This is a genomic window from Pseudomonas petroselini (genome assembly GCF_045037875.1).
GTDB lineage: Bacteria > Pseudomonadota > Gammaproteobacteria > Pseudomonadales > Pseudomonadaceae > Aquipseudomonas > Aquipseudomonas petroselini.
Window position 1 is genome coordinate 5,322,131 of record NZ_CP173614.1, and the last position, 25,284, is coordinate 5,347,414.

Below are 25,284 nucleotides of genomic sequence, written 5' to 3' on the forward strand. Positions count from 1 at the left end.
AATCAAGCTCCATCTGGCTGGAATATCAAATCACCATTCATTTCTAGGATCATTCCCCCTAGAAACGCACCGCGCTCGCCAGCGACATCGCCTCCCGTAGTTCCTCCCACTACACCTCCAATAACTTCACAAGCGAGTGCACCGTTCCCTTTCAGGCGAACGCCTAAAAAAATTTTGCAGGCCTGACCAGCGGCTTTTGCACCCAAAGCTCCCACAGCAGCAGCCCCCGACACCGACCCAACCAACCTCCCCGTCTCCACATACTTCGCCCTTCGACACTGCGCCTCCCTCCCCTCCACACACGCCTTCTTGATCTCCAACCCCGCCACACCCACATCCAACGCCAACCCCACATACGTCCCTTTACCCAACCACTTCGACATCTGCGCCATCTCCCGCATCCGCTTCGCATACCCCGCGATCTCACCTTTATGCAGATAGCTCTTGGTCGATATCCCCAGCACCTTTTTCAACGACTCATTACCCTGCAACCCCGTACCCAACCGTGCCGCGCCTTGCAGCTGCACGTCCAAATTCCGGAACAAGGCCTGGCGCTGCTGGACAAACGCAGCCCGGTCCAAACCGCCTTCTTTCAACCGCTGATGCAACCGCTCGATGTCCTCCAGTGTTTGCGCCACTTCATCCAGATGCCGCGCCCACGCCGACGTCGCACTGCCGATGCCAATCGAGCCATTCGCCATGAAACTCTGCAGCAAGTCATAGTTGTCGATCACCGCCGTGCCAGCCGCTGCATTCATCTCCAGGTGACGACGGACTTCTTCGGCATGGCGCATCAACCACGCTTCCTCGACCGAACAACTCACGCTGTGACCGTCGGGAATAATCACCAGTTGCCCCGGCGCCACCAAGCCGGGCCGCAGGTGCCGGTTCAACACATCAAAATGAGCGGAGCGCGGTCGACTCAGGGCACCGCCCATCAATCGGGATTTCAGGCTCTGGTAGTCCGTCATGCGGTCGTTGATAAAGCTCTGCGCCATGCCTCACATCCAGGATGCAATGAAGATGGCGTCGAAATATAAGCAAGCACCTACGCCCCGGACACACGTCCAGGGGGGGCAGATTTACATTTGGGAAGCTGCCTACGCAGCGAAGAAATAGGGCCTACAAAAACCGCGCTAATACCCGGTCATTTCCAGGTAACCCACCCCAGCCTCAAACCGCACCGGCCCTTCCCAGTACGGAATACTCAGGTTCATCCAGGCGTTCGGGTTGACCGCCTGGGGGGTGATGTCCAGCTGTTTGCTGGGAATTTTCAGCGACCAGCGTGTAGGCATTTTGCGCCCGTCAATGGTGGTGGTTTCCAGGGGTGTCAGCTGGATATCCGCGTTGTGCAACGTTTGTGTCTGGCCCTCGCGATCAATCCAGGTGCCGGTCAGGTAAGACGCGCCGTCGGTTTGCCGCACTCGGAACAGCATCAACTGCTCGCCACGGTCCAGGTGCAGGGAGAACCAGTCCCAACCGGTCTGGCTGGCGGTCAGGGGTTGGCTGCTCCACTCGCGGTCGAGCCAGGCCGGGCCGGTGACTTGATACACCTTGCCGTCGATGCTGACGCTGCCGCTGGCGTTGAAAAAGGGCTGGCTGTAGTAATAGGACGCCTGGCCCTGGTCGGATTTGCGGCTGTAGCCGTTGTCGCCCTGCAGCACCACTGGGCGGCTGGACGTCAGGTGCAAGTCGTAGGCGAACTGCGCGCCGCTGGCCTTGAGTTGCATGTCCGCCAAGGGGCTGGTGGCACCGGCGCGGGTGGCGAAATTCCAGTCGTCGATCCAGGCGTTGAACGGCACCGCCTCGGCCCCGGCCTGGCCGACGCCACCGCGCGCGAAACGTTCGGCGGCGTAGTGGTGGGTGGCGGAAGTGACGGCCGCATGGCCAAGCCAAAGGGTCGAGTCGTGCCAACCCGTTTGCGTCGGCCCCGCCTTGAGGGCGTTGCGGAACAGCGTCCATTGCACGCCGAATACATTGCCCTGCGCGTCCTTGAGGTTGGCGGTGACGTACCACCACTCGATACGAAAACCCTCATGGGGTCCATGATCCTCAGGGAAACTGAACACCTTGCCAGGCAGCACTTGGGCAAAGTCCGCCGCGTCACTGCCCAGACCGGCGAAGCTCTCCTGCGGCGCGGGGACTTTGTCGCAAGCGGCGAGTAACAAGCACACACACAGCAGCAGGCCGTTAATCTTCATGGGCAAACGTCCTCAACAAGTCCGCAGGACGGCTGCGATACAACTGCCACAGGGGCCAAGCCGAAGCCAGCAAGGTCGCCAGCATCGCCAACCCGAGCAATTGCGCGAGCTGCCACGGGAACACCTGCAACGGCAGGCGCCAACCAAACGCCTGCACATGGATCACCGCATCCAGGCACCAGGCCAGCAGCAGCCCAAGCGGCAACGCCAGCACCAGTGTAAGCACCGCCAGCAGCCAGGTCTGGCCCAGGTTGAGCAGCATCAATTGCCGACGCGTGACGCCCAGTGCCCACAGCGGCGCGAGTTGCCCAAGGCGGCTCTGGCTTTGGGTCAACAGGCTGATAAACAGCGCGACACCGGCCACGCCCAGCGTCAGGCTATTCAGCGCGGCCGTGGCGGCGAAGGTGCGTTCGAACACCTGGCTCGACCAGCCCTTGAGTTGTTGTTGATCGACGATACGGCTGTCTTCCAGGGCAAAGGCGCGTTGCACCTCGCGCACCAACGGCGCCACATCCGCCGGCGCTACTCGCAGGTTGAAACGGGCCGGTGACAGCGTCGGCCAGTGGGCCAGCAGGTGCTGGGCATTGACCAGCACATGGCCCTTGGGGTTGCCGTAGTCGGCGTAGATCCCGACCACTGTCGGCGCCCACGCACCGTGTGGCGTGGGAATGCTCACGCTATCGCCCAGCCTCACGTCGAGCCGGCGCGCCAGTTGCTCGCTGAGCATCAAGGTGTCGCCTTGCTGCAACTGGTCCCACGGTTCGCTCACTGCGTCCAGCAGCGGCCAGTGCTGACGATAGGTCGGGTCGTCGATCACGCCAAACAGGTCCGCCGGCCAGCCCTGCAATTGCACGGCGACCTGCCAGGTGGGCAGCACGGTTTGCACCAACGGTTGCCGGGCCAGCCAAGTGCTGAGTTGCTGCGCCTGGGCCGGGTTTTGCGGGTTGAGGTACAGCTCGGCCGTGAGGCGTTGTTCCAGCCAGTTATTGAAGGTGTGCCGAAAGCCGGAAGTCATGGAGCCCGCGCCGATATTTGCGGCCAAGGCCAATAGCAGCGCCATCAGCGCCAGGCTCAAGGCCGGCAATTGCTGGCGGCAGTCCGCGAGAAACCATTGGCCGAGCACCGAACGGCTGCGCCCCAGCACGGCCTTGAGCAGGCCATTGAGCACCACGGGTAAACCGAGCGCGGCACCGAGCAACAGCGTGGCCATCAGCACAAAACCGGCGGCCAGGCTGTTGCCCAACCACAGCGCCAGCACCGCAACCAGCAACGCGGCACCGGCCACCCAACCTTGACGGCGCAACCAGCGCCCATGAGCCTCATGCCAGGCCTGGGCATTGGCCAGCGCCAGCAGTGGCAGGCGCGCCGCCCGCCACAGGCTGCCGGCACCGGCGAGCAAGGCACCGAGCAAGCTCAAGCCCAGCCCCGCCACCCACCACCACGGGCTCAGGCTCAACTGCCCCGGCACCTCGGCGCCATACAACCCGCGCAGGCTGGCGGCCACATCCGGCAGCAACAGGCTGGCCAACAGGTAACCGCTGGCGACACCGAGCACGCCCCCCAACACCGAGAGCACGCCCAGTTCCACACTCAGGCTGACAATCAACATGCGCACGCTGATCCCGCAGGCCCGCAACGTACGCAGCAACCCGCGCCGTTGCTCCAGGGCCAGGCCGATGGCCGCGTGCACGATAAACAGCCCCACCACAAAGGACAGAAAGCCCAGCGCGTCGAGGTTCAGGTGAAAGCTCTCGGTGAGGCGCGCGAGGTTATTGTCCTCGCCCTGCTTAAGCTGCAACCCGGCGGGCGGCGTGGGATGGCCGGCGGCGAAGGCTTTGTCCACCAACAGGCGCGACAGGCGCTCGGGCATCTCCAGCACGGCTTGGGCAAACCCGATATCGGTGAGCAACAGGCCGGGCGCCATATCCGCCTGGGCTTGCAGCGGCGGCAAGGTGTGCCCATTCAGCGTGGTCGGCCGCTGCCCTGCGTGCAGCCCCAAGGCCTGCAAGGTCTGCGGCGCGATCCAGGTGCGCCCCGGCGGCGCAAAGAACGCCAGCATCTGGGCCTGGCTCAAGCGCTGCCCCGCCACCGCGCCACTGCCGGGCAACGACACCGGGTCGATGCCCATCAATTGCAGGCGTACTGCCTCATGCCCCTGGAGCTGCACCCGCCCCTGCACCACCGGCGACACCGGCCAGCCGGCGCGGCGCAATTGGGCAAACACGGCTTGGGGGAAACTCGCGTCGTCCGGCGCATTGAGACTGGCCTGGGGTTCACCGCCGATCAACTGGCTGGCGCGAGCATAGCTGTCGCGCGCCTGGCCGTTGAGGGCCTGCACGCCAATCAGCAGCGCCGTGGCCAGCCACAGGCCGGTGAGCACGCTGAAAAATTGCACGGGATGCCGTCGCCAGTGGCTGAGCAGCGCGCGTAATGTCCAGTAAAACACCGCCATCTCAAGCGGCGCCTGCAGGGACGACACGCCCACGCTGCAGCACCACCTGCCGGTCCAGCCGTGCGGCGATGCGTGGGCTGTGAGTGACCATCAACAGGCTGGTGGGGCTGTCGCGCAGCAGGTCCAGCAGCAGTTGCAAGACTTCGTCACTGGTGGCTTCGTCAAGGTTGCCGGTGGGTTCGTCGGCCAACAACAGGCCCGGTTTTGACGCTAATGCGCGCCCGACCGCGACCCGTTGCTGCTGGCCCCCGGAGAGTTGTTCCGGGTAACGCTTGAGCAAATCGCCCAGGCCCAGGCGTTCAACCAATTGCGCTTGCCACTGCGGGTCAAACCGCCCCGCCAACCGCGCCTGGAACGCCAGGTTGTCCTCGACCCGCAAACTGCCGATCAGGTTGAACTGCTGGAACACCAGGCCGATTTCGGTGCGCCGCCAATGGGCCAATTGCGCTTCGCTGAGCTGGTCGAGGCGTTGCTCGCCCACTTGGATGCTACCGCCGTCCAGCCGGTCGAGCCCGGCCACCAGGTGCAACAGGGTGCTCTTGCCGCTGCCCGACTCGCCCATCAACGCCAGGCTGCTGCGCTCGGCCAAGTGCAGGTCCACACCGGCCAACACCGCCAGCGGCCCTTGCGGAGTGACATAGCTTTTAAACACGGCGTGCACCTGCAACATGACAACTCTCGTTTGATGGGTGGCCATCGAGAATAACGGCTGCCGCCCAAGGCCATGCAAATTTTTCACATGGATTTCACCGACTGCCCACCCATGGCTGTTTAGATTACCGGCCATCGGTCATTCGTCGGCAACTTGTTAGTTGCCCTGCCTGACAACTTTTAACCGCAACATGTTCAGCGAAAAGACAGCCGCCCTGTGACAGCCTCCTGCGTCACTGAGGCATTCGCCCACACGTTGCGCCTAACTAATTACAACGCTGCCAACAGTGCCCATGGTGAATGAAGTGGTTGACCTTACCCTGACCAAACCACGCTCGCGGCGAGCCTTTTTCAAGCGCTTGCAACCGCTGTGGCTGGGGCTTTTCGTGGTCGGCCTGCTGCTCGCCGGCAGCCTGTTCTGGCACGCCTCGCCACGCGACCTGGGCGTCGGCAACCGCCTGTTGAACTCCCATGTGCTGCCCCTTTGGCGTGATGGCGACCTGATCGTGCTGGTGCGTCACGAAGAACGCTGCGACCGCTCCACCAACCCCTGCCTGGGGCCTGTCGAAGGCCTGACGATCAGTGGCAGCCAGCACGCTGAAAACCTGGGCAAAGCCTTTAAAACGTTGGGCATGGAGGGCAGTGACGTGCTTGCCAGCCCGACCATCCGCACCGCCCAGACCTTGCGCTTTATGTTCGGTAAAAACGAGTTGACCTCCGGCCAGCAAGCCGTCTGCGGCGCGGCCATGGGCGAAGAACTGCTCAGCCACAAAACCCCGGGACGCAACCTGGTCTTCGTCACCCACAGCGGCTGCATTGCCGACTTCGAAAGCACCCTGGGTTTCCCCCACGCCACATTCCCCCAGTACGGCAGCGCCCTGTTCGTGCAGGTATTGCCCAACGGCAAGTTCAAGGCATTGGGTATCGTCAATAACCCCGATTGGCCCGCCGCGCTGAAGCAACTTTAATAACTCCCCCTCCTGCCTGTTCAGCAAAAAGACAGCCCGTTTCTGGCATGTTTAGTTGCGCCTTTTAATTAAGGACCTCATGAATATTTTGTGTAATTCAGTGAACGTCGTGACTGTCTCCGCTACTTCATTACTTCAAACATCCATCACTAAACGTCAGGGAGCGACGTTTTCATGACCCGATTAAAACCACTGCCGATATTGTTGCTGGCCTTTGTCGCGTTTTACCTATTGCCGCTGGGCCTGCACGGTTTGTGGATCCCTGACGAGACCCGCTACGCCCAGATCAGCCAGGAAATGCTCCTGAGCGGCAATTGGGTCACGCCACACTTCATGGGTATCCGCTACTTCGAAAAGCCCGCCGGCGGCTACTGGTTGATCGCCCTCGGCCAGGCCGTGTTTGGCCAGAACCTGTTCGGTGTGCGCATCGCCTCGGCCTTGACCACCGGCTTAAGCGTGCTGCTGGCCTACCTGATCGCCCGTCGCCTGTGGAATGACCCACGCAAAAGCTTCGCCTGCGCCCTGCTTTACCTGAGCTTCGGCCTGGTGGCTGGGCAAGCGGGTTATTCCAACCTCGATCCGCAATTCACCCTGTGGGTCAACCTGAGCCTGGTGGCCCTGTGGTTTGCCCTAGACAGCACCACACTGCGGCGCCGTCTAGGGGCGTGGGCCGTGGTGGGCCTGGCCTGCGCCCTGGGTTTCCTGACCAAAGGCTTCCTGGCCTGGGTGCTGCCGGTGCTGATTGCCGTGCCCTACATGCTCTGGCAACGGCGCCTGGGAGAATTGCTGCGCTACGGCCCGCTGGCAGTCGCCGTCGCCGCCGTGGTCTGCCTGCCGTGGGTGCTGGCGATCCATCATCAGGAACCTGACTTCTGGCGCTTCTTTTTCTGGAATGAACACATTCGCCGCTTCAGCGCCGACAACGCGCAACACGTGCGGCCGTGGTGGTTCTTCCTACCGATCATCGCAGTGTCTTGCCTGCCCTGGGCCGGTCTGTTGCCCGCCACCCTGCGCACCACCTGGCAGCACAAACGCCAGCCGGCAATCACCTTCCTGGCCCTGTGGCTGCTACTGCCGCTGGGTTTTTTCAGCCTGAGCAACGGCAAGCTGCCGACCTACATCATGCCGTGCCTGCTGCCCCTGGCGTTGTTGATGGGGCATACCCTGGTCGACCTGATCAGCACCGGCCGTGCCCGCACCCTCTGCCTCAACGGCCTGCTCAACTTCGTGATCGGCATGGTCGCCATGGTCGGCCTGATCTACCTGCAGATCGCCCGGCCGCTGTACAGCAACAGCCACGCCGAAATGTTCAGCCTGTCGCTGGCCTTTATCGTGCTGCTGGCTTGGATCCTCACTAACCTGCTGCAAGCGTTCCGCCCGTTGACGCTATGGGCCACGCCGACGCTGGGCATCGGCCTGCTGGTGATCCTGTTGCCGGCGAGCATGCCGGCGTGGATCGCCGACAACGAAATGCCCGACCAATTTGTGCTCGAGCACCTGGAAGAGCTGCAACAGACCCAGGCACTGCTGAGCAACGAACTGGAGAGTGCCAGCGCCCTGGCCTGGCGCCTGCAACGCCCGGCGGTGGCGCTGTATGACACCGAGGGCGAGTTGCGCTACGGCTTGCAGTACGCAGGTTCGGTGCAGCGCAAAGTCGCACTGGAACAGGTGCAGACGTGGCTCAAGGACGCGCGCCAGCACGGCTCGGTGGGCGTGCTGATGCGGGTCAGAAGCACCAGCGAGATGCGTGAGGCAGGGCAACTGCCGCCGGGGGGCAAACGCTACTACAAGGGCGCCCTCGAACTGATCATCTACGCGAAATCGCCCTGATGGCGGCCTTCTGGAAAACCGAACGCGGCGCCCTGGTGGTATTGCTGGGTGTCACGGCCGTGCTGCTGCTCGCCGGCCTCGGCGCACGCGACCTGTGGGGCCCCGAAACCCGCTGGGCCAACATTGCCTTGCAGATGCTGCAAAGCGGCGACTACTTCGACCCGTATCTCAAAGGCGTGCCCTATTACGACAAGCCCCTGCCTTCCTACTGGCTGATCACCGCGACCGCCCACGCGATGGGCGGCCTCGGCCCGTGGTCGTTACGTTTGCCGTCCGTGATCGGCGCCTGGCTGAGCGTGTGGCTGATCTACCTGATCGGCGAACAACTGTTGCGCAAGGGCACCGGGCTGATTGCCGGCTGGATGCTCGCCACCACCTTCTACTTTCTGTTCTGGGCGCGCGTCGCCACGGCGGACGTGCTCACGGTGTGCGGCGTACTGGCGGCCGTGTGGTGGTATTGGCGCGGGCCGCAGGACACACGGCTTGGGCGCTACACCGTGTTCTTTCTGTTGTTGGCGGTGACCTCCCTGTTCAAGGGCTTGATCGGCTTTGTGCTGCCCGGCCTGGTGCTGCTGCCGCACCTGCTCAGTGAGCATCGCTACAAACGCCATCTCAACCTGCGCCTGCCACTCGCCCTGCTGATGGCGGGCGCGGTGTATGCCGTGCCGTTCGTGCTGTCCCATGTCTACGGCGCACCCAGCTACGGCGAAAGTGGCCTGGCGCTGGTGTTCCGCGAAAACGTGGTGCGCTTTTTCGACCCGTTCGACCACATGGGCCCGATCTACACGTACCTGATCTACCTGCCCGCCTACACCCTGCCATGGGTGCCGTGCTGGCTGCTTGGCCTGTGGCTGGCGCTGCGGCATTGGCGCCAGACCCCGCCCAACGTACGTTGGCTGGTGTGGGGCCTGGGGTTGCTGTTCGTGTTCTTCACCGCCAGTGGCAGCCGACGCAGTTACTACGTGCTGCCGTTGGTGCCGTTCGCGCAGTTGCTGGGGGCCTGGTGGGTGAGTGAACGGCTGGCGAAAAAACCGGCGAGTTGGCCGCGCTGGCAAAAAGGTTTCGCAAGCGCCGCCGTGCTGATGCTACTGGTGCTCGGGGTGCTGTATCCCTGGACCAACGGCAATGGCGGCGTGACGCGTTTCGCCGAGGACGTGGAAACCCAGGCGACCCAAACAGCACCATGGAACCAATGGCAGATGGTGCTGGTGGAAGTCGACAACAAACTCCCTCTGTACCTGCAGAACCATGGCAAACCCTTCTACTACGTAGCCGAAACCCAGGACTTCCCGCGCCAGGGCGACAGCGCCGCGTTCATGGCCTGGCTGGCCAACACCAGCGGCCAGGATTTCGACCCGCAACACACGATTATCGTTGCGCAATTCTCCAAGGACGACCCAACGCCACTGGCCTACCTGGGCGCGGATCATCACGTGATCACCACACAGCCGGACAACGGCGAGCGGTGGTTTGCGAAGCGTGAGGGAGGCAGCGTGGCGTTTATCCCATCGCCGCGCTGATCAGGTCTTGCGAGCCTTGCCGGGGTCCACGGTGCCGATAGGCCCCAGGCTACCCCCCAACCCGGCCACGTGCTCCTGTACCGCCCGCCCCTCCGCCCGGTTGCGGATAAACCCGGCGCGGGTAAACCGCTCCAGAAACGGCACCGGCAAGGCCTTGTCAGGGGGCACCGCAGGATGCTCGGCCACCTCACCGAACAGGGTGTACGCCGCGCTCGGCAAGTGCCGGGTATTGAGGTCGCCGGTCAGGCGTCCGGCTTGCAACACGAGCGCGCGGTTGGTGACGCGTTGCAGATCGGACAAGCGCTGGGAGATGTAGAGGATGGCCACACCGCGTGCGCGCTGGCTGTCGATTAGGCCGAGCAGGCGTTCGGCGTCGGTTTCCGACAAGGCCGCCGTCGGTTCGTCGAGGATCAGCAGTTTGGGTTGTTGGGCAAAGGCACGCGCCAGTACCAGCAGTTGACGGTCCGCCTGGCCGAGGCGTTCGACCGGGTGTTGCAGCGGCAGGTCCAGGCCCAGCCCGGCGGCGATGGCTTCGGCACGTTGCAGGAGGCTTTTGCGGTTGAGCAAAAAATCCGCGTCGGGCTGCCCCAGCTCATCGAGCAACAGGTTCTCGGCCACGCTCAGGCCGGGGGCGATGGCATCGTCGGGCCGTTGATGCACGGCGACGATGCCGAGCCGGCGTGCCGACAACGGCGAGGTAAAGCGTTGGCGCTGCCCCTCGACCCACAGTTCGCCGTTATCCGGCGCCAGGCTGCCGCTGAGGACCTTGGCCAAGGTCGATTTGCCCGCTCCCGTGGCACCGAGCAAGGCCACCCCCTCGCCCGGGTAAATATCAAGGGTGACTTGATCCAGCGCCTGCTGGGCACCATACGTCTTGCACAGGCCAACCAGGCGGATCAAAGGCTCGGGGGCAACGGGGTTGCTCATGGCTAATCTCTAAGGCGCAACGATGACTCATTACAACGCCAGACAGCGCTGATTTATTCCGAACAACAATGAGTTAGGTCCCGGATTAAAGGCATTACCTCATGAACAATCCAATAGCTGAATCGCATAGCTGAAAACATTCGAGTTATAAGGCCATTGCCCGCAGTGTGTTGAATGCTTTCAGCCAGCCCCTTCAGGGCCCGCCCGCCACTTCAGATCCTGCGACGGCGATTGAGTTGAGGAATGGCGGTTTGCGGGATCTCCACACGCTTTACCTGCGTCAAGGTACACGCCGCCAGTTGCGCCAACGTCGGCTGGCTGAACACGCTCCGCGCATCCACCTCCAACCCGGCCTTGCGCATTCGCGCCACCAGGTTCACCGCCAGCAACGAATGCCCGCCCAGTTCAAAGAAATGGTCATGCCGCCCTACCCGCTCCAGCTTCAAGACCTCCGCCCAGATCCCGGCCATCACGGTCTCCACTTCCCCGATCGGTGCGGCATACGCTCGGCTCACCACCGCCTCCAACCCCGGCGCTGGCAATGCCTTGCGGTCGAGTTTGCCCGCAGGGTTGAGGGGCATTTCATCAAGCCGCACAAACGCCGCCGGCACCATGTACTCCGGCAATTGCTCCAGCACATGAGCGCGCAACGCTTCCAGGCTCGGCGCGTCGGCACGCACGGTGAAATACGCCACCAGCCGCTCTTCCCGAATCAACACCGCCACTTCGCGCAACGCCGGATGCGCCGCCAGCCGTGACTCGATTTCCCCCAGTTCCAGGCGCACACCGCGCAGTTTGACCTGGAAGTCATTGCGCCCGAGAAACTCAAGATTGCCATCCGGCAGGTAACGCACCAGGTCGCCGGTGCGGTACAGCCGATCCCCTTGCACAAACGGGCTGTCGATAAAGCGCTCGGCGGTCATCTGCTCAAGCCCCAGATAACCACGGGCCACGCCGACGCCACCGATATGCAGCTGCCCGCTGACGCCCATCGGCACGGGTGAATCCTGCGCGTCGAGCACATACAGGCGGGTATTGTTGATCGCCCGGCCGATCGGCAATTGCAGCGCGGGCACCGGTGCGCCCGGTTCCAACGTCCAGGCGCTGCTGTCGACCGTGGCCTCGGTGGGGCCGTAGACGTTATGCAGGCGCACCTTGGGCAGTCGCGCCTGCACGCCACGCGCCAGGGCTTCGGTGAGCTCGCCGCCGCCACACAATACGTCGGTGAGGCTGGTGCACAGGGCCGACTCTTCCAGTTCAAGGAACTGCTGCAACATCGCCGGCACGAACTTGATCACCGTGATCTGCTGCTCACGAATCACCTGCGCCAGGTAGGCGGGCTCGCGATGCCCATCGGGGCGTGCCAGTACCAGGCGCATGCCATTGGCGAGCGGCCAGAACAGCTCCCACACCGAACCGTCGAAGCTGAACGGCGCCCGTTGCAACAGCGCACCGCCTTCAGCGTTGGGGCACAGTTGCGAGCCCCAGTGCAGCAGGTTGCCGAGGCCGCGATGTTCGATCATCACGCCTTTGGGCGTGCCGGTGGAGCCCGAGGTGTACATGACGTAGGCCAGGTTGGCGACGCTCAAACCCGGCACCAGCGGGTTGCCGATGGGCGCCTGGCGCCAGGCACAGTGGTCGAAGTCGATCACCGGGATCGACACCTCGCCCGGCAAATCGCGCGTCGCGGCGTGTACCAGCAGCGCCACCGGTTGGCTGTCGTGAAGCATGTAGGCCAGACGCTCACGCGGGTAGCCGGGGTCCAGCGGCACATAGGCGCCGCCCGCCTTGAGGATGGCCAGCAGGCCCACCACCAGGTCCAGTCCGCGCTCGACGCACAGCGCCACGCGAGAGTCCGGTTGAACGCCACGTTCGCGCAAGTGGAAGGCCAGTTGGTTGGCGCGTTCGTTGAGTTCGCGGTAGGTCAGTTGCAACGTGCCGGCCTGCACCGCCACGGCGTGGGGGATCTGCCGCGCATGGGCTTCGAACAGCGCCTGCACGGTGAGGGTGTCGGGGTAGTCGGTGGCCGTCGTGTTGAAGTCCACCAGCAGGGTTTTCAGCTCACTGGCGGGCAGCACCTGCACCTCGCGCAATGGCCTTTGCGGCGCCTGCTCCAACGCGTCCACCAGGTTGACCAGTACGGTTTCGAGGTAATCCAAAAGGCGCCCGGCGCCAACGGTGCGCGGGGCCTTGGCCTTGATTCGGAAGCCGCTGGCGATATCGTCCACGGTCAGCATCAGCGGGTAGCTGAGGACGTCTTCGCTGCTGAGCAAGGCGATGCCCGGCACCAGGTTCAGGTCGCGCTCGGCGTCGGTGTGCCGGTAATTGAGCAGGCTGTTGAACAACGGCGACGCGCTGCTGCAGCGTTGGGCCAGTGCCAGGGAGGCTTGTTCATGGGCGAGCAAGGCGCTGAGCTGGGTGTGGGTGTCCGTGAGGGCATCGGCCACCGTCCGCCCGGCCAGGCGCACCCGCAGCGGCAAGGTGTTGATGAACATGCCCAAGGCGCGGTCGGCGCCCTCACCGGCCTGCAAACGGCCGAGCAGCACAGTGCCGAACACCCCATCATCGCGGCCCGCGACACGGCTGAGTACCTGGGCCCAAGCCAGATGGAACAGGCTGGCGGCGCTCACGCCCAGCCCACGCGCCTGTGCCCGCACGCGCTGATGCAGACGGTCGCCCAGTGCGCGTTCGGCTTCGTCGGTTTGCGCCCGATCCGCCTGGCGCGCCTGTAGACCGAACGCCAGGGTCGGCTCGTCCACATCCCCCAACTGCTCACGGAAAAACGCTTCATGCCCTGCCTGGCGCGCCGGTGAACGGGCTTGCACCACCACATTGCGGTACGGCACCGACGCCGGCAGTTGCGCCTGTTGACCGAGCAAGTGGGCGCGGATTTCCTGCATCAGCAGCGTGGTCGAGGTGGCGTCGTTGACCAAGTGATGGAAGCGCAGCCGCGCGACCCAGCGTTGCTGCTGCGGCTCTTCGGCATAGTCCAGGGCCATCAGCGGCGCCTGGCGCAAATCCAGCGGCCCATGCCCCTCGCGCAGCGGTTCGACGCGCAACTGCGCCTGGCGCCAGACCACCTGCATCGGTTGCTCCAGGGCTTCCCACGCCAGGCTGGTGCGCAGGATGTCGTGGCGGTTGATCACCTGTTGCAAGGCCTGGGCAAACGCGTCCAATTGCTCGCGTCGCGCAAAGCTGAACAGCGCCTGCTGCTGGTAGGGGTCGTGCTCATCGGTGAGGTGGTGGTACAGCAACCCTTCCTGCAACGGCGCCAGCGGATAGACCGCCTGCACGTTGGCCGCGCCACCGGGGATGCCGGCGACGATCAGCGCCAGGCTGGCCTGATCCGGTTCGGCCAGGTCCGCCTCATCCACCTCGCTGTATTCACTGGCCGCCGCCAATGCCGCCAGGGTCGGCTGGCCGAACAACACCTGCACATCGGCGCGCAGCCCGACCTGGCGCATGCGTTGCACCAATTGCACCGCCAGTAAGGAATGCCCGCCGAGTTCGAAAAAGTGGTCGTGGCGGCCTACCTGATGCACGTGCAACAGTTCGGCCCACAGCTGCGCCAAGACGCTTTCCACGCCCGCGTGCGGGGCTTCATACCGGCGTGTGACGAAGGCGTCCTGGCTGGGTGCCGGCAACGCCTTGCGGTCGAGTTTGCCGTTGGCGGTCAGGGGCAACGCGTCCATTGGCTGGTAGGCGGCCGGTAGCATGTAGTCGGGCAGCGACGCTTGCAGGTGGCTGCGTAAGGCCTCGATCGGCACGGCTTCACGCGGCACGAACCAGGCCAGCAATTGCCCTTCGCGCGACTGCACCACGGCCTCTTGGATATGCGGGTGGGCGGCCAGCGCGGATTCGATTTCGCCCAGCTCGACGCGCACGCCACGGATTTTCACTTGGTCGTCATTGCGCCCCAGGTATTCCAGGTTGCCGTCCGGCAGCCAGCGCGCCAGGTCACCGGTGCGGTACATCCGGCCCTGGGTGAACGGGTCATCCAGAAAGCGTTCGGCGCTGAGATCGGGGCGGTTCAGGTAGCCGCGCGCCACCCCCTTGCCCCCCACGTACAACTCCCCTGCTACGCCGATGGGCACCGGGCGTTGCTGCTCGTCGAGCACGTACGCGGTGGCATTCGCGATCGGCGCGCCGATATGCAGCGGCTTGCCCACGTCCATGCGGCCGGAGGTGGCGACCACCGTGGCTTCGGTGGGGCCGTAGTTGTTGATCACGGCAAAGGACTGCGCCTGGGGGAAAGCGCGCAGACGGTCGCCACCGATCAGCAGGGTGCGCAGCGTTGGGTGTTGCAGGCCCTGGCTGAAGGCGTATTCGGCCACAGGCGTCGGCAGGAAGCACACGTCCAGCGGCTGCGCGCGCCACCAGCTGAGCAGCGCGTCGATGTCTTCGGCGCCGTCATGGGCGGGCGGCAGGTGCAGCGTGGCGCCCACACACAGTGCCGGCCAGACTTCCCAGGCCATCGCATCAAAACCAAACCCGGCGACACTGGCGGTGTGGCTGCGGGCGTGCAGGTCAAAGGCCCGGCAATGCCAGTCCACCAGGTTCGAGACAGTGTGGTGCTCGACCATCACGCCCTTGGGCAAGCCGGTGGAGCCTGAGGTGTAGATCACGTAGGCAAGGTGGGAGGGGCTGACCGCTACGCGGGGGTTGGTGCCCAAGTGAAAGGTCGGGCGGTCCAGTTGGAGCACAGGCACATCCAGCGCAGGCAGACGGTGCAACAGGTCATGCTGGGTCAGTACCACCACCGGATCGCTGTCTTGCAGCAAGTAGTTCAGGCGTTCGGCCGGATGGGCCGGGTCGACCGGCACGTAGCAGGCGCCGGACTTGAGAATCGCCAGCAACCCCACCAGCGTGTCCAGCCCGCGCCGCGCCAGGATCACCACGCGGTCGTCCGGCTGTACGCCACGCTCCAGCAGTTGATGGGCCAGGGCGTTGGCCTGCTGGTTGAGTTGGGCGTAGCTCAGCTGCCGGCCTTGGTAAACCGCCGCCACCGCGTCCGGTGTGCGCGCGGCCTGACCTTCGATGCGCGCGTGCAGGGTCTGCGGCTGCGTACCGGGCTGGGCGGTGGCGTTCCACTGGTGCAACCGGGCCTGTTCGGCGGGCGTCACCACTGAGAAATCACTGAGCTTCAACGCAGGGTCTTCCAGCCCTTGCTCCAGCAGCCAGGTAAAGCGTTGCGCCAGGGCGAGCACTTCGTCGTGCTCGAAGTACGCCTCGTTGTACACGCAATGCAGGCACGCGGTGTCCTGGTAGCGGTTGCTGCGCAAGTGGATCGCCAGCGGCAGCGGTTCATGGTGGTTGGAGACTTTGACCGCACGCGCCTCGGTGGCGCCGTAGCGCAGCTCATGGTCGTCCTGCTCGTAAGACACCGACAGGTCGAACAACTGGCCGCGATCGCTGCGGCGCACGCCCAACTCACGGTTCATCTCACTCAGGGGAAAACGCTGGTGGCGGAAATCCTGCTTGAGCTGGTCGCGCACGCCACGCACCACGGCGCTGAACGGCAACTGCTCATCGAACTGCAACCGTACTGCGCTGACCTGGGTGAACAGCCCGACGGTCGAACGGAACTGCGCATTGGAACGGTTGAGAATCGGCAGCCCCACCACCCACTCCTGGCGCTGGGCGGTGCGCGTGAAATACACATACATCGCCGCCAGCAGCACATGAAATGCCGACGCCTGGTAACGGTTGGCCACCTGCTCCATGCGGTTGAGCAGGGCCGCCGGAAACGCTTGCACCAGGGTGTTGCTGGACGCCTTGGCGGCGTGCCGCGGGGTCAGCAGCGGTTCCGGCAGCACCGGGTACTTGGCCAGCCAATAGGCGCGGTCGCGGGCATAGCGGGCCGAGGCACGGTAGCGCTCGTCCGCGTCGATAAAGTCGATATAGGACGGCGCCAGCGACTCCGGTTGTTGGCCCTGCGCCAGGGCGCTGTACAGCCGCGCGAGGGATTGCAGCATTTGGCCGAAGCCCCAGCCGTCGAGAATCAGATGGTGGGCCTGGGTGCCGAGGCGGTAGTGATCGGCATCCAGCTTGACCAGCAAGAAGCGGAACAGTGGCGCGCCCTGCAGCGCGTACGGCAAGGCCATTTGCGCCTGCATCAGGGCGTGGCAGGCGGCGTGCGGGTCGGAGGCTGCACTCACGTCATGCCGCGTCAGGTCCACGGCCACCGTGGCGGCGAAGGTCTGCCGAGGCAGGCCGTTGGCGTCGCTGTGCAATTGCGTGCGCAACGCATCGTGCTTGGCCACCAGCAGCTCGATGGCACGCTGCATCAGGTTCGGGTCGACGGCGCCGGCAAAGTCCACATAACCGCCGATGTTGTACAGCGGTGAGTCACCTGCACGCAGTTGGTCGAGCCAGATGTCCTGTTGGGCGGCGGTAAGGGGGAAGCTGGCCGGCAGGCGGGAGGAATGCTTCATAAGATCCTTCTCATGGGGGTCAGGCACTGGCCGCGCAGGGAGGCCCATTACGACGAATGGGCCGGATTGGAGCATGGGGCCCCGGGGCTGTCTGTCACCCTAAACCCGGACATCCAAACGCACGGAACGGGCTTGGCTGAGGGTTCATTGCTGAAACGATTAAAGAGATGTAGGAGATTGGCTATATCTGGCCGATGTCAGGTTGGGTGGAGGTTTTTTAAAAAAAATTATTTTCCATATTTATCAGTCAGTTAAATAACTCTAAAGACATCTCCTGATTTTTCGTGGCCGGAATCATCACTCAGAAACGTCGAATTAATGACGTTGTTTTTATGGCACGTTGTGTCCCTCGTTTCCGCTACATACGTAGGACGAATCCCCTGGCTAAATACAATTTCGAATACCGACTCTGGTGGGTGAGCAACGGATCGCCCCCGCAGAGGCTCAGAGAATCTGTTGACGGTTTTCGACATCAAGGATGAGATGGCTATGAGTTTGATCAGCACTACCGCCAACACGCAAAGCCCGAATTTTTATGCAGAAATGGGCGAACTGATTGCCAACAGCGGTCACCCGGACTTCGCCGCGCACATGCTGCACCTGGTGGACAAATGGGTACCGATCCACCTGGTGGATCTCAGCGAATGGACCCTCGACGAGCTGCGCGACCGCGTGCTCGATATCAAGCTGCTGGGCAGCGCCGGCCAGAAGCAGGACCTGCCACCGCCCCTGGCCCTGAACTCCATGGACGATCACCCGCTGCTGCGGGAAATGCTCGGCATGCACGACCCGCTGCTGATCCAACTGAAGGCCAAGGCCAAGAGTGCATACCCTCGCGGCACCTCGCACCAGTGCAACCTGGTGTCGCGCCAGGGCAACCGGCGCTGTGTGATTTCGTTCTACCGGCCGCCAAACCACCGCGGTTTTTCCCTGCCCGAGCTGTCGTTTCTCAAATGCCTGTCGGACACCCTGCTGCCGCTGATCGAGTGCCACGCCCAAAGCCTGCGCCAGGCACCGCACCCCGAGATCGAAGCGGCCCATACCCTGCTGGAGCAATCCCAATTGCAGCGTGAGTTCTACAAGCGCCTGTCCCTGGGCGACATCACCCTGTCGGCACGCGAGCAAGAGGTGTGCCTCGGCCTGCTGACCGGCGGCACCGTGCCGCAGATGGCGGAAAAACTCAGTGTGAAGAACAGCTCCATTGAAACCTACCTCAAGCGCGCCGCCGCCAAGCTGGGCGTGAGTGGCCGGCATGGCCTGGCCAAATGGATGGTGGGGGCCTGATGCGCACATTGAGCACCTTCGCGATGGCATCGATGCTCAGCGGTTGCTCGCTGATCCCGGACTACCAGCGGCCGCAAGCGCCGGTGCCTGTGCAGTATCCGCAGCAGGGGGTGTATGCACAGGCGCAGGCCGGCAGCGCTGACTGGCAGCAGCTGTTCCACGACCCGGCATTGCAGCAGTTGATTCGCGATGCCTTGGTCAACAACCGCGACCTGCGGGTGGCGGCGCTGAACGTCGAGGCGTTCCAGGCGCAGTACCGTATCCAGCGTGCGGATCTTTTCCCCGCCGTGTCCGCCACCGGGGCCGGCCAGCGTCGGCGTTTGCCCGGCGATGTGAATGGCACGGGCAACCCGGCCATCACCTCCAGCTACTCCGCGACCCTGGGTATCAGTGCCTACGAACTGGATTTTTTTGGCCGCGTGCGCAGCCTCAGCGAACAGGCCATGCTCACCTACCTGGGCACCGAGGAGGCCCGGCGCAGCGCGCAACTGAGCCTGGTGGCGAACGTCGCGAATGCCTACCTGACCTGGCGCGCCGACCAGGAACTGCTGGCCCTCGCCCAGCAAACCCTGGTGGCCAACGACCACAGCCTGCGCCTCACCAGCCGCAGTAAAACCGCGGGCAAAGCCTCGGCTCTGGACGTGGTCCAAGCCCGTACCAGCGTCGAAAGCACCCGCGCCAGCGTGGCCCGCTACGAGCGCCAAGTGGCCCAGGACCTCAACAACCTGGCCCTGCTGGTGGGCGGCCCGGTGGACGAACAACTGCCCGCGCGCCCACTCGCGGCTGACTGGGTGGCGCGCGTACCGGCGGGCCTGCCCTCCGACCTGCTGCAACGCCGCCCGGATATCCTCCAGGCCGAATACCAACTGCGCGCCGCCAACGCCAATATCGGCGCCGCACGCGCGGCGTTTTTCCCTTCGGTGAGCCTCACCGCGAATGCCGGCAGCGCCAGCACCGAACTGTCGGGACTGTTCAAGGGAGGCTCGGGCAGCTGGACGTTCCAACCGCAGATCAACCTGCCGATCTTCAACGCCGGCAGCCTGCGCGCAAGCCTCGACTATGCCAAGTTGCAAAAAGACATCAGCGTGGCGCGATACGAAAAATCCATCCAGACCGCTTTTCAGGAAGTCGCCGACGGCCTGGCGGCGCGGCAGACCTTTATCGACCAGTTGGACGCGCAGCGGGATTTCGTCGCGGCGAACCAGCAGTATTACAACCTGGCCGAACACCGCTACCGCAGCGGCGTCGACAGCAACCTCACCTTCCTGGATGCGCAACGTGCGTTGTTCAGCTCGCAGCAGGCATTGATCGTGGACCGCCTGACGCAGTTGGTGGCGGAGGTGAATTTGTATACGGCGCTGGGGGGCGCGTGGGGGGATGGCATGCCTGCGCCCATGGCGAGCGCGCGGGGTGACGAAGCCGCCCCAATCGGACCACTGCGGCGTATCAGGTGAATGTACAGGGGCGGCTTTGGGGCTGCTGCGCAGCCTCGCGCGGGGCAAGCCCGCTCACTACAAGATAGGCCATCATTTGTGACAGGGAGGTGGTGATGCGCCAGATATCAGTGACTGCGTTCACATTTAATGCCTCCTACGGTCCGAGCCAGGCTACCACTGCCCCATCGCCAGACTGAACGGCGAAAACTCCGCGAACTGCCACCGCAACGCCAGCGCCGCCGGGCGCCGCACCACGTGTTCCACGCTCACCGTCCATAAGCGCTGGGCGCCGGCGAACAGGGCCACTTGCGGGCCGTCCAGGATCAGCGCGGTGCGCCCGGCCACGTGCAACACGTCCCCCGATTCAAAATCGATGAACAGCAACCCCGCCACCGGGTTCACCTGCAGGTTGCCCAGGGTGTTGAAGAACAAGTTGCCGGCGAAGTCGGGAATGGTCAGCAGGTTGCCTTCAACCCGCACAAAACCCGTGTTGCCACCCCGATGAGAAACGTCCACCGAGCGCTGGCCGTCGACCTCGACGTAGCTGGCGACGAAGAAGGTGTCGGCGTTGCGGATTGTCGTTTGAGCGGCGGCGTCCAGGCTGTCGGAACGCTCGACGAGCGTGCCGGGTTTGCGGGCGACGGCGTCGACGGGCCGCAGTTGGATGTACTTGGGGCAGTTGCCGAAGCTCTGCACCACATCAATCGAAAAGCCCTCGTGATCGAGCGCGCCGATCCGTCCGTTCATGCGGTTGCGGCGGCGAGTGTTGAGGTCGATGCCCAGCAGGCCGACGGATGCGCCCTCTCGCAGTGCGCTGCGGGCCGGGTCACCGGCCGACGGCAGACTGTCGATCTGCAAGGTCTGTGGGTCCGGCGAGTGGGCAAAGCCTGGGGCGCCTTCAATCATGGTCGCCCAGGGAATGCCGCATTCATCCACCACGCCCAAGATCAGGTACGGCAACAAGGGGTAAAAATCCCGATGCTGCTCAGGCAGGTGATCACGAATCACTTTGGGCCCGACCACGGTCATGCGATCGGCCACGCCAACAGTCTCTTGCAGGTGACGCTCACCGGCATGCCAGGGCGTTTGTTCGATCGGGTTCATGGCGAGTACCTCATGTGGGATAGACCGATGGTGCGCCCTGCCAGCCGTGGCGGCAGTTCGTAGCCTAGCAAAACATAACGTAACTGCCCGATACGCTAGCTTCCTGTGGCGAGCTTGCTCGCGCTGGGCGGCGAAGCGGCCCCAAAACCTGCCAATGCGAATTGTCTGAAAAAACGCGGTGACCTGATTGGGGCTGCTGCGCAGCCCAGCGGGAGCAAGCTCCCTCGCCACAACCAGTGCCCTGACCACACAATGGCCCCCTGGGGGAGCTGTGGTGTGCTTCAGCGCTCCTCAAGCCTGTCACGCAAGAATCGATGGCTGCTGGAAAACAGTCGCCGGTAGGTGAGCAACACCGCGCCCACCGTGCCCAGCGCCGATGAGGCGGCGATCAGAAACATGATCACGATCTGATACCGCACCGCATCCACCGGGCTCTCCCCGGCCAGCACTTGCCCGGTCATCATGCCTGGCAGGCTGACGATGCCCACCACGGTCATCTGGTTCAGCGTCGGAATCATCCCCGCGCGCACCGCCTGGCGGATGGCTTCCTGCGCCGCTTCCCAGCGTGAGCCGCCGAGGGCCAGGATCATCTCGATGGTGTTGCGCCCCGAGGTCAGCTCCTGGGTCATGCGTTCGATGCCCAGGGAGACGCCGGTCAGCGTGTTGCCGAGGATCATGCCGAGGATAGGGATCGCGTATTGCGGCTCGTACCACGGGTGGATACGGATCACCGCAAACAACCCCACAGCGGTGACCAGCCACGAACTGCCCCATACCGACAGCACGCTGTCGGCGCGCTGCCCCCGGTAAGTGCGCCGCCCACGGCCCGCAGCCGAGAGGCCGGCGATCAGGGTCATCGCACACATCAACGGCAGCACCACGTACCAGTAGGCGAACTCGAACACCCAGCCCAGCAGATAACCGATGGCCAACAGTTGCACCACGGTGCGCACCGCCGCCCACAGCAACTGGCGGCCCAGACCCAGGCGTAGCAGCAGCGAGAGTGCGCCGTTGATGAGGATCAGCGACGCGGCGATGCCCATGTCCAGCGCGGTAAGGTTCTGATAATTCATGGCTGGGTCGCTCCGCTCAATACACCCGCGTCCATTTGCCAGTGGATGTCGCTCATGCGCCGGGCCTGGTCCAGGTCATGGGAAACCCAGATACAGGCACGGGATCGATCAGCGGCAAACCAGGCATCAATCAGCGCTTCCACCTCGCGGGATGAGGTGGGGTCAAGGGCGGCGGTGGGCTCGTCCAGCAACAGCACTTCGGGGTTGAGTTGCAGGGTGCGGATCAACGACACCACCTGGGACTCGCCGCCCGACAGGTCGGCGGCGCGCTTGGCCAAAAAATCCGGCGCCTTGCCGGCATGCCCGAGCAGTGTGGTGACGGCCGCCAGATCGAAGCGGCGCGTGCGCAAGGTCTTAAGGCTGAAGGGAAAGCACAGGTTGTCTTGCACCGAGCCCTCGAGCAGCGCCGGGCGTTGGGACAGGTAGCTGATATGGCTGCGGTAGTGGGGAATCTGCGCGTTGCCGATCGGCTGGTTGTTCCACAGGATCTGCCCGGACGTGGGCGCATCCAACAGCGCCAGCGCGCGCAGGAACACACTTTTGCCGGAGCCGGACGCACCCGTGATCGACACGCGGTCGCCGGCGTGCAGGGTGAAATCGGTGGGCTGGAGCAACGGCACCTGGCGGCGCTCGTCCAGGCGCGTGAGGGCGCGGGTTTCGATCAGTGCGCTCATGGACGCGGGTTCCTGTTAAATCCTGTTGGGCGTAATGGTGAGGCAGGCGCACGAAGTTTTCATGAAAAAATTCAAACTATCCCACCCCACGTCGTTCACACCTTCACGTGCAACGTTAAGTAGGAGGCGACATGCAATACCGACAACTGGGCCATTCCGGCCTGCTGGTGTCCGAAATCATCCTGGGCACCGTGCCTTTTGGCGGTCGCGCCGAATTTGAGCAGTGCGGCGCGGTGGACGTGCCCCAGGCCAAGCGCATGTTCGATATCGCGTTCGACGCGGGAGTGAACATGGTCGACACCGCCGACCTCTACTCCCACGGCCTGGCCGAAGAAGTGGTCGGCAACGCCTTGGGCGCCAAGCGCAACGATATCCTGCTGGCCACCAAGGGCCGCAGCCCCGTGGACAACAACCCGAACAATTCCGGCTCATCGCGCTACCACCTGATTCGCGCCTGCGAAGCCAGTTTGAAACGCCTGGGCACCGACCATATCGATCTCTACCAACTGCACAATTGGGACGGCATGACGCCCATCGAGGAAACCCTCGAAGCGCTGCGGCTGCTGGTGGGCTCGGGCAAGATCCGCTACTTCGGCACCAGTAATTTCACCGCCTGGCAAATGATGAAAACCCTGGGTAAGGCTGAGCTGCACGGCATGCTCAAACCCATCACCCAGCAGATCTACTACACCCCGGAATCCCGTGAGGCCGAATACGAATTACTGCCCCTGGCACTGGACCAATCAGTGGGCACGCTGGTGTGGGGACCGATGGGCGAAGGGCTGCTGACCGGTTCCACTCGACGCGGGCACCCCGCGCCGGCCAACACCCGCCAGGGCAGCGGCTGGCCGGAACCCTATGTGCATGACCAGGAGCGCGCGCTGGACATCATCGAAACCCTCGCCGCCGTCGGTGATGAGCATGGCGTCTCGGTGGCGCGCACGTGCCTGGCGTGGCTCAAGGACCGGCCGGGGATCACCTCGCTGATCGTCGGCGCCCGCACCGAAGCGCACTTGCACGATAACCTCGCCGCGACTGAACTGAAGCTGACCGAGGAACAGTCTTCGCGTATCGAAGCCGTGACGCGGCGCCAGCCGTTGTACCCGTACTGGCATCGCTTTACCGCCGGGATTGATCGTTTTGATCCCGCGGAACAGCCGTTTTTGGCCGAGCACCAGAAGACCCTGGATGCGCGCAAGGACAAATAAGCCCTGAACACCGCCACTCAACCTGTGGGAGGGGATTGCTCCCTCCCGCATGGGGTACGAGTACAGCCACAACAAAGGAGCCTGCCCTTGATCGCCCAAATCATGATCGCCGCCCTCGGCGTCGTCGCCATCTGGTTCAGCCAGAGCAAACGCCTGAAGGTGCGTCGCTACGCCTGCCTGTTCGGCATGGCCGGCCAGCCGTTCTGGTTCTGGTCGTCGATCAATGCCGAGCAATGGGGCATCGTGTTGCTGAGCTGCTTCTACACCGTGGCGTGGGCCAAGGGCATCAAGACCCATTGGATTGATCGCCAGCCGGACGCGCAAGCGTGATGTGCAATCGAACGTCGCACTGCCTGTATTTTCCGCCTGGCGCTCTCTACGCCACCTTCCGCGCAAAGGGCTGCGCCCAAGACACTCAAGCAACACCTCATTTCTACGACTCCCACCCTTGAAGCGGAAAAGGTTTGTGCAAGGAGATCGTATGTCCCAACACGTCAATAGCGACGGCGGCTGGATGACGATGCGTATTGGCCTGACCATGCAGCACACGCGTTACGCCAGGGCAGTCGCACTGGATGATTGATGAGAATCTGCGCCCCGCCTGGCGTGGGTAAACCCTATCAGGGCTTGGAACTGTAAACTGAGCCATCGGCTTGTCCCCCCTACGAGACCTCACCATGCGTAACCTGCTCTTCGCCAGCCTGTGCCTGCTGGCGGGCTGTCAACACACCCCGCCGGCCAACGACCAACTCGACGCCGTGCTCTGGACCCAGACTTCCATCGAGCATGAGCTGATCTACCGCCAACTGTTCGCCAACGCGACCCGCCAACTGGACGTGGCCCTGGCCGATCCCACCTGGGACGCCCTGCCCTTTCCCCCGCGCAACCTGAACGGGCTACCGCCGGCGCTGGTGGTGGATATCGACGAAACGCTGCTGGACAACGTGCCGCTCAACGCCCGCGACGTGGTCAATAACCAAGTGTATTCCTATGACCGCTGGAACACCTGGGTCGATCAGGCCAAGGCCCAGGCGCTTCCCGGTTCCGTGGCGTTCCTGCAAGCGGCGCAGCAAAAAGGCATCAAGGTTTACTACCTGACGAATCGTGAACACAGCCAGGTCGCGGCCACGGTGAAAAATCTGCGGCTGCGCGGCTTCCCGATTGAGAGCAATGAACAAATACTCGCCGCCAGCACACCCACCGGTCACTGTGAAAGCGCCGGCTATGGCAAGAACTGCCGCCGCCAGTGGGTCGCCAACCATGCCCGTGTGTTGTTGATGGCCGGCGATTCCCTCGGCGACTTCGTACAGGCCGAGCACAACAGCCTCGCGGCGCAACGCAAGGCCGTCGAGCCCTACGTGAACTGGCTGGGACAACGCTGGTTCCTGCTGCCCAACCCGACCTATGGCAACTGGTACAGCGCGCCCTATGGGGATGATGAAAAGTTGCCGTTCGAGCAAAAGCGCCAACTCAAGCAGCGCGCACTGGACCTGCAGTAAATCGCAAAACATATAACTGAAAG

Annotated in this window: 17 protein-coding genes; 8 read left to right on the forward strand and 9 right to left on the reverse strand. The window is 63.7% G+C overall.

The window, feature by feature from the left end; translation table 11 throughout:
• Positions 1-2: 2 nt before the first annotated feature.
• The 4 genes from ACI512_RS24425 to ACI512_RS24440 form a co-directional block, all read right to left on the reverse strand.
• Positions 3-998, reverse strand: coding sequence for a hypothetical protein (locus tag ACI512_RS24425; RefSeq protein WP_405121393.1), 996 nt, complete (start codon positions 996-998; stop codon positions 3-5).
• A gap of 138 nt (positions 999-1,136) precedes the next feature.
• Positions 1,137-2,201 carry a lipocalin-like domain-containing protein gene (locus ACI512_RS24430; protein ID WP_236380237.1) on the reverse strand — a complete coding sequence of 355 codons (1,065 nt, stop codon included), beginning with the start codon at positions 2,199-2,201 and terminating at the stop codon, positions 1,137-1,139.
• On the reverse strand, positions 2,191-4,653 hold the full coding sequence (locus ACI512_RS24435; protein WP_405121911.1) for an FtsX-like permease family protein: 2,463 nt from the start codon (positions 4,651-4,653) through the stop codon (positions 2,191-2,193). The genes ACI512_RS24430 and ACI512_RS24435 overlap by 11 nt, the downstream gene beginning before the upstream one ends.
• A 1-nt stretch (position 4,654) precedes the next feature.
• Complete coding sequence (locus ACI512_RS24440) at positions 4,655-5,323, reverse strand: ABC transporter ATP-binding protein (RefSeq protein WP_046036508.1); 669 nt, start codon at positions 5,321-5,323, stop codon at positions 4,655-4,657.
• Between the two features lie 274 nt (positions 5,324-5,597).
• Between ACI512_RS24440 and ACI512_RS24445 the strand changes: the two genes are divergently transcribed.
• From ACI512_RS24445 to ACI512_RS24455, 3 genes are all read left to right on the forward strand, one after another.
• Positions 5,598-6,272 carry a histidine phosphatase family protein gene (locus tag ACI512_RS24445; RefSeq protein WP_043205588.1) on the forward strand — a complete coding sequence of 225 codons (675 nt, stop codon included), beginning with the start codon at positions 5,598-5,600 and terminating at the stop codon, positions 6,270-6,272.
• A gap of 174 nt (positions 6,273-6,446) precedes the next feature.
• A complete protein-coding gene (gene arnT / locus ACI512_RS24450) occupies positions 6,447-8,102 on the forward strand; it encodes a lipid IV(A) 4-amino-4-deoxy-L-arabinosyltransferase (protein WP_405121394.1) in 1,656 nt (551 codons plus the stop codon).
• Positions 8,102-9,622: a glycosyltransferase family 39 protein gene (locus ACI512_RS24455; RefSeq protein WP_236380235.1), complete on the forward strand. Its 1,521-nt coding sequence runs from the start codon at positions 8,102-8,104 to the stop codon at positions 9,620-9,622. Before arnT ends, ACI512_RS24455 begins: the two co-directional genes overlap by 1 nt.
• Here ACI512_RS24455 and ACI512_RS24460 read toward each other — a convergent pair whose 3' ends face one another.
• Positions 9,623-10,549, reverse strand: coding sequence for an ATP-binding cassette domain-containing protein (locus ACI512_RS24460; protein ID WP_231809121.1), 927 nt, complete (start codon positions 10,547-10,549; stop codon positions 9,623-9,625).
• A gap of 212 nt (positions 10,550-10,761) precedes the next feature.
• Complete coding sequence (locus tag ACI512_RS24465; protein ID WP_236380234.1) at positions 10,762-16,983, reverse strand: non-ribosomal peptide synthetase; 6,222 nt, start codon at positions 16,981-16,983, stop codon at positions 10,762-10,764.
• Positions 16,984-17,472: 489 nt separating this feature from the next.
• Between ACI512_RS24465 and ACI512_RS24470 the strand changes: the two genes are divergently transcribed.
• Entirely contained in the window at positions 17,473-18,267 is a 795-nt protein-coding gene (locus ACI512_RS24470; RefSeq protein WP_064055267.1) for a helix-turn-helix transcriptional regulator, read from the forward strand.
• Positions 18,267-19,721 carry an efflux transporter outer membrane subunit gene (locus tag ACI512_RS24475; RefSeq protein ID WP_405121395.1) on the forward strand — a complete coding sequence of 485 codons (1,455 nt, stop codon included), beginning with the start codon at positions 18,267-18,269 and terminating at the stop codon, positions 19,719-19,721. Before ACI512_RS24470 ends, ACI512_RS24475 begins: the two co-directional genes overlap by 1 nt.
• 153 nt (positions 19,722-19,874) lie before the next feature.
• On the opposite strand, the gene ACI512_RS24480 is transcribed toward ACI512_RS24475, so the two are convergent.
• From ACI512_RS24480 to ACI512_RS24490, 3 genes are all read right to left on the reverse strand, one after another.
• Positions 19,875-20,807 (reverse strand): pyridoxamine 5'-phosphate oxidase family protein, encoded by a 933-nt coding sequence (locus tag ACI512_RS24480; RefSeq protein WP_236380233.1) that lies wholly within the window; start codon positions 20,805-20,807, stop codon positions 19,875-19,877.
• A 281-nt stretch (positions 20,808-21,088) separates the two neighbouring features.
• The gene (locus tag ACI512_RS24485; RefSeq protein WP_015884804.1) at positions 21,089-21,880 is read right to left on the reverse strand and encodes an ABC transporter permease; all 792 of its coding nucleotides are present in this window, start codon (positions 21,878-21,880) and stop codon (positions 21,089-21,091) included.
• The gene (locus ACI512_RS24490; protein WP_236380232.1) at positions 21,877-22,554 is read right to left on the reverse strand and encodes an ATP-binding cassette domain-containing protein; all 678 of its coding nucleotides are present in this window, start codon (positions 22,552-22,554) and stop codon (positions 21,877-21,879) included. The genes ACI512_RS24485 and ACI512_RS24490 overlap by 4 nt, the downstream gene beginning before the upstream one ends.
• A gap of 131 nt (positions 22,555-22,685) precedes the next feature.
• Here ACI512_RS24490 and ACI512_RS24495 point away from each other — a divergent pair, with 131 nt between their 5' ends.
• From ACI512_RS24495 to ACI512_RS24505, 3 genes are all read left to right on the forward strand, one after another.
• The gene (locus ACI512_RS24495; RefSeq protein WP_015884806.1) at positions 22,686-23,762 is read left to right on the forward strand and encodes an aldo/keto reductase; all 1,077 of its coding nucleotides are present in this window, start codon (positions 22,686-22,688) and stop codon (positions 23,760-23,762) included.
• Between the two features lie 87 nt (positions 23,763-23,849).
• Positions 23,850-24,092 (forward strand): hypothetical protein, encoded by a 243-nt coding sequence (locus tag ACI512_RS24500; protein WP_082893995.1) that lies wholly within the window; start codon positions 23,850-23,852, stop codon positions 24,090-24,092.
• A 347-nt stretch (positions 24,093-24,439) separates the two neighbouring features.
• Entirely contained in the window at positions 24,440-25,261 is an 822-nt protein-coding gene (locus ACI512_RS24505; RefSeq protein WP_043205596.1) for a 5'-nucleotidase, lipoprotein e(P4) family, read from the forward strand.
• Positions 25,262-25,284: the final 23 nt, after the last annotated feature.

What these genes read in the sequence shown, in the direction of transcription:
- ACI512_RS24480 (WP_236380233.1), bottom strand. Translation starts at nt 20,807, where the DNA reads ATGAACCCGATCGAACAAACGCCCTGGCATGCCGGTGAGCGTCACCTG.
- ACI512_RS24495 (WP_015884806.1), top strand. Translation starts at nt 22,686, where the DNA reads ATGCAATACCGACAACTGGGCCATTCCGGCCTGCTGGTGTCCGAAATC.
- ACI512_RS24465 (WP_236380234.1), bottom strand. Translation starts at nt 16,983, where the DNA reads ATGAAGCATTCCTCCCGCCTGCCGGCCAGCTTCCCCCTTACCGCCGCC.
- ACI512_RS24430 (WP_236380237.1), bottom strand. Translation starts at nt 2,201, where the DNA reads ATGAAGATTAACGGCCTGCTGCTGTGTGTGTGCTTGTTACTCGCCGCT.
- ACI512_RS24490 (WP_236380232.1), bottom strand. Translation starts at nt 22,554, where the DNA reads ATGAGCGCACTGATCGAAACCCGCGCCCTCACGCGCCTGGACGAGCGC.
- ACI512_RS24435 (WP_405121911.1), bottom strand. Translation starts at nt 4,653, where the DNA reads ATGGCGGTGTTTTACTGGACATTACGCGCGCTGCTCAGCCACTGGCGA.
- arnT (WP_405121394.1), top strand. Translation starts at nt 6,447, where the DNA reads ATGACCCGATTAAAACCACTGCCGATATTGTTGCTGGCCTTTGTCGCG.
- ACI512_RS24475 (WP_405121395.1), top strand. Translation starts at nt 18,267, where the DNA reads ATGCGCACATTGAGCACCTTCGCGATGGCATCGATGCTCAGCGGTTGC.
- ACI512_RS24445 (WP_043205588.1), top strand. Translation starts at nt 5,598, where the DNA reads ATGGTGAATGAAGTGGTTGACCTTACCCTGACCAAACCACGCTCGCGG.
- ACI512_RS24455 (WP_236380235.1), top strand. Translation starts at nt 8,102, where the DNA reads ATGGCGGCCTTCTGGAAAACCGAACGCGGCGCCCTGGTGGTATTGCTG.
- ACI512_RS24425 (WP_405121393.1), bottom strand. Translation starts at nt 998, where the DNA reads ATGGCGCAGAGCTTTATCAACGACCGCATGACGGACTACCAGAGCCTG.
- ACI512_RS24485 (WP_015884804.1), bottom strand. Translation starts at nt 21,880, where the DNA reads ATGAATTATCAGAACCTTACCGCGCTGGACATGGGCATCGCCGCGTCG.
- ACI512_RS24470 (WP_064055267.1), top strand. Translation starts at nt 17,473, where the DNA reads ATGAGTTTGATCAGCACTACCGCCAACACGCAAAGCCCGAATTTTTAT.
- ACI512_RS24440 (WP_046036508.1), bottom strand. Translation starts at nt 5,323, where the DNA reads ATGTTGCAGGTGCACGCCGTGTTTAAAAGCTATGTCACTCCGCAAGGG.
- ACI512_RS24505 (WP_043205596.1), top strand. Translation starts at nt 24,440, where the DNA reads ATGCGTAACCTGCTCTTCGCCAGCCTGTGCCTGCTGGCGGGCTGTCAA.
- ACI512_RS24460 (WP_231809121.1), bottom strand. Translation starts at nt 10,549, where the DNA reads ATGAGCAACCCCGTTGCCCCCGAGCCTTTGATCCGCCTGGTTGGCCTG.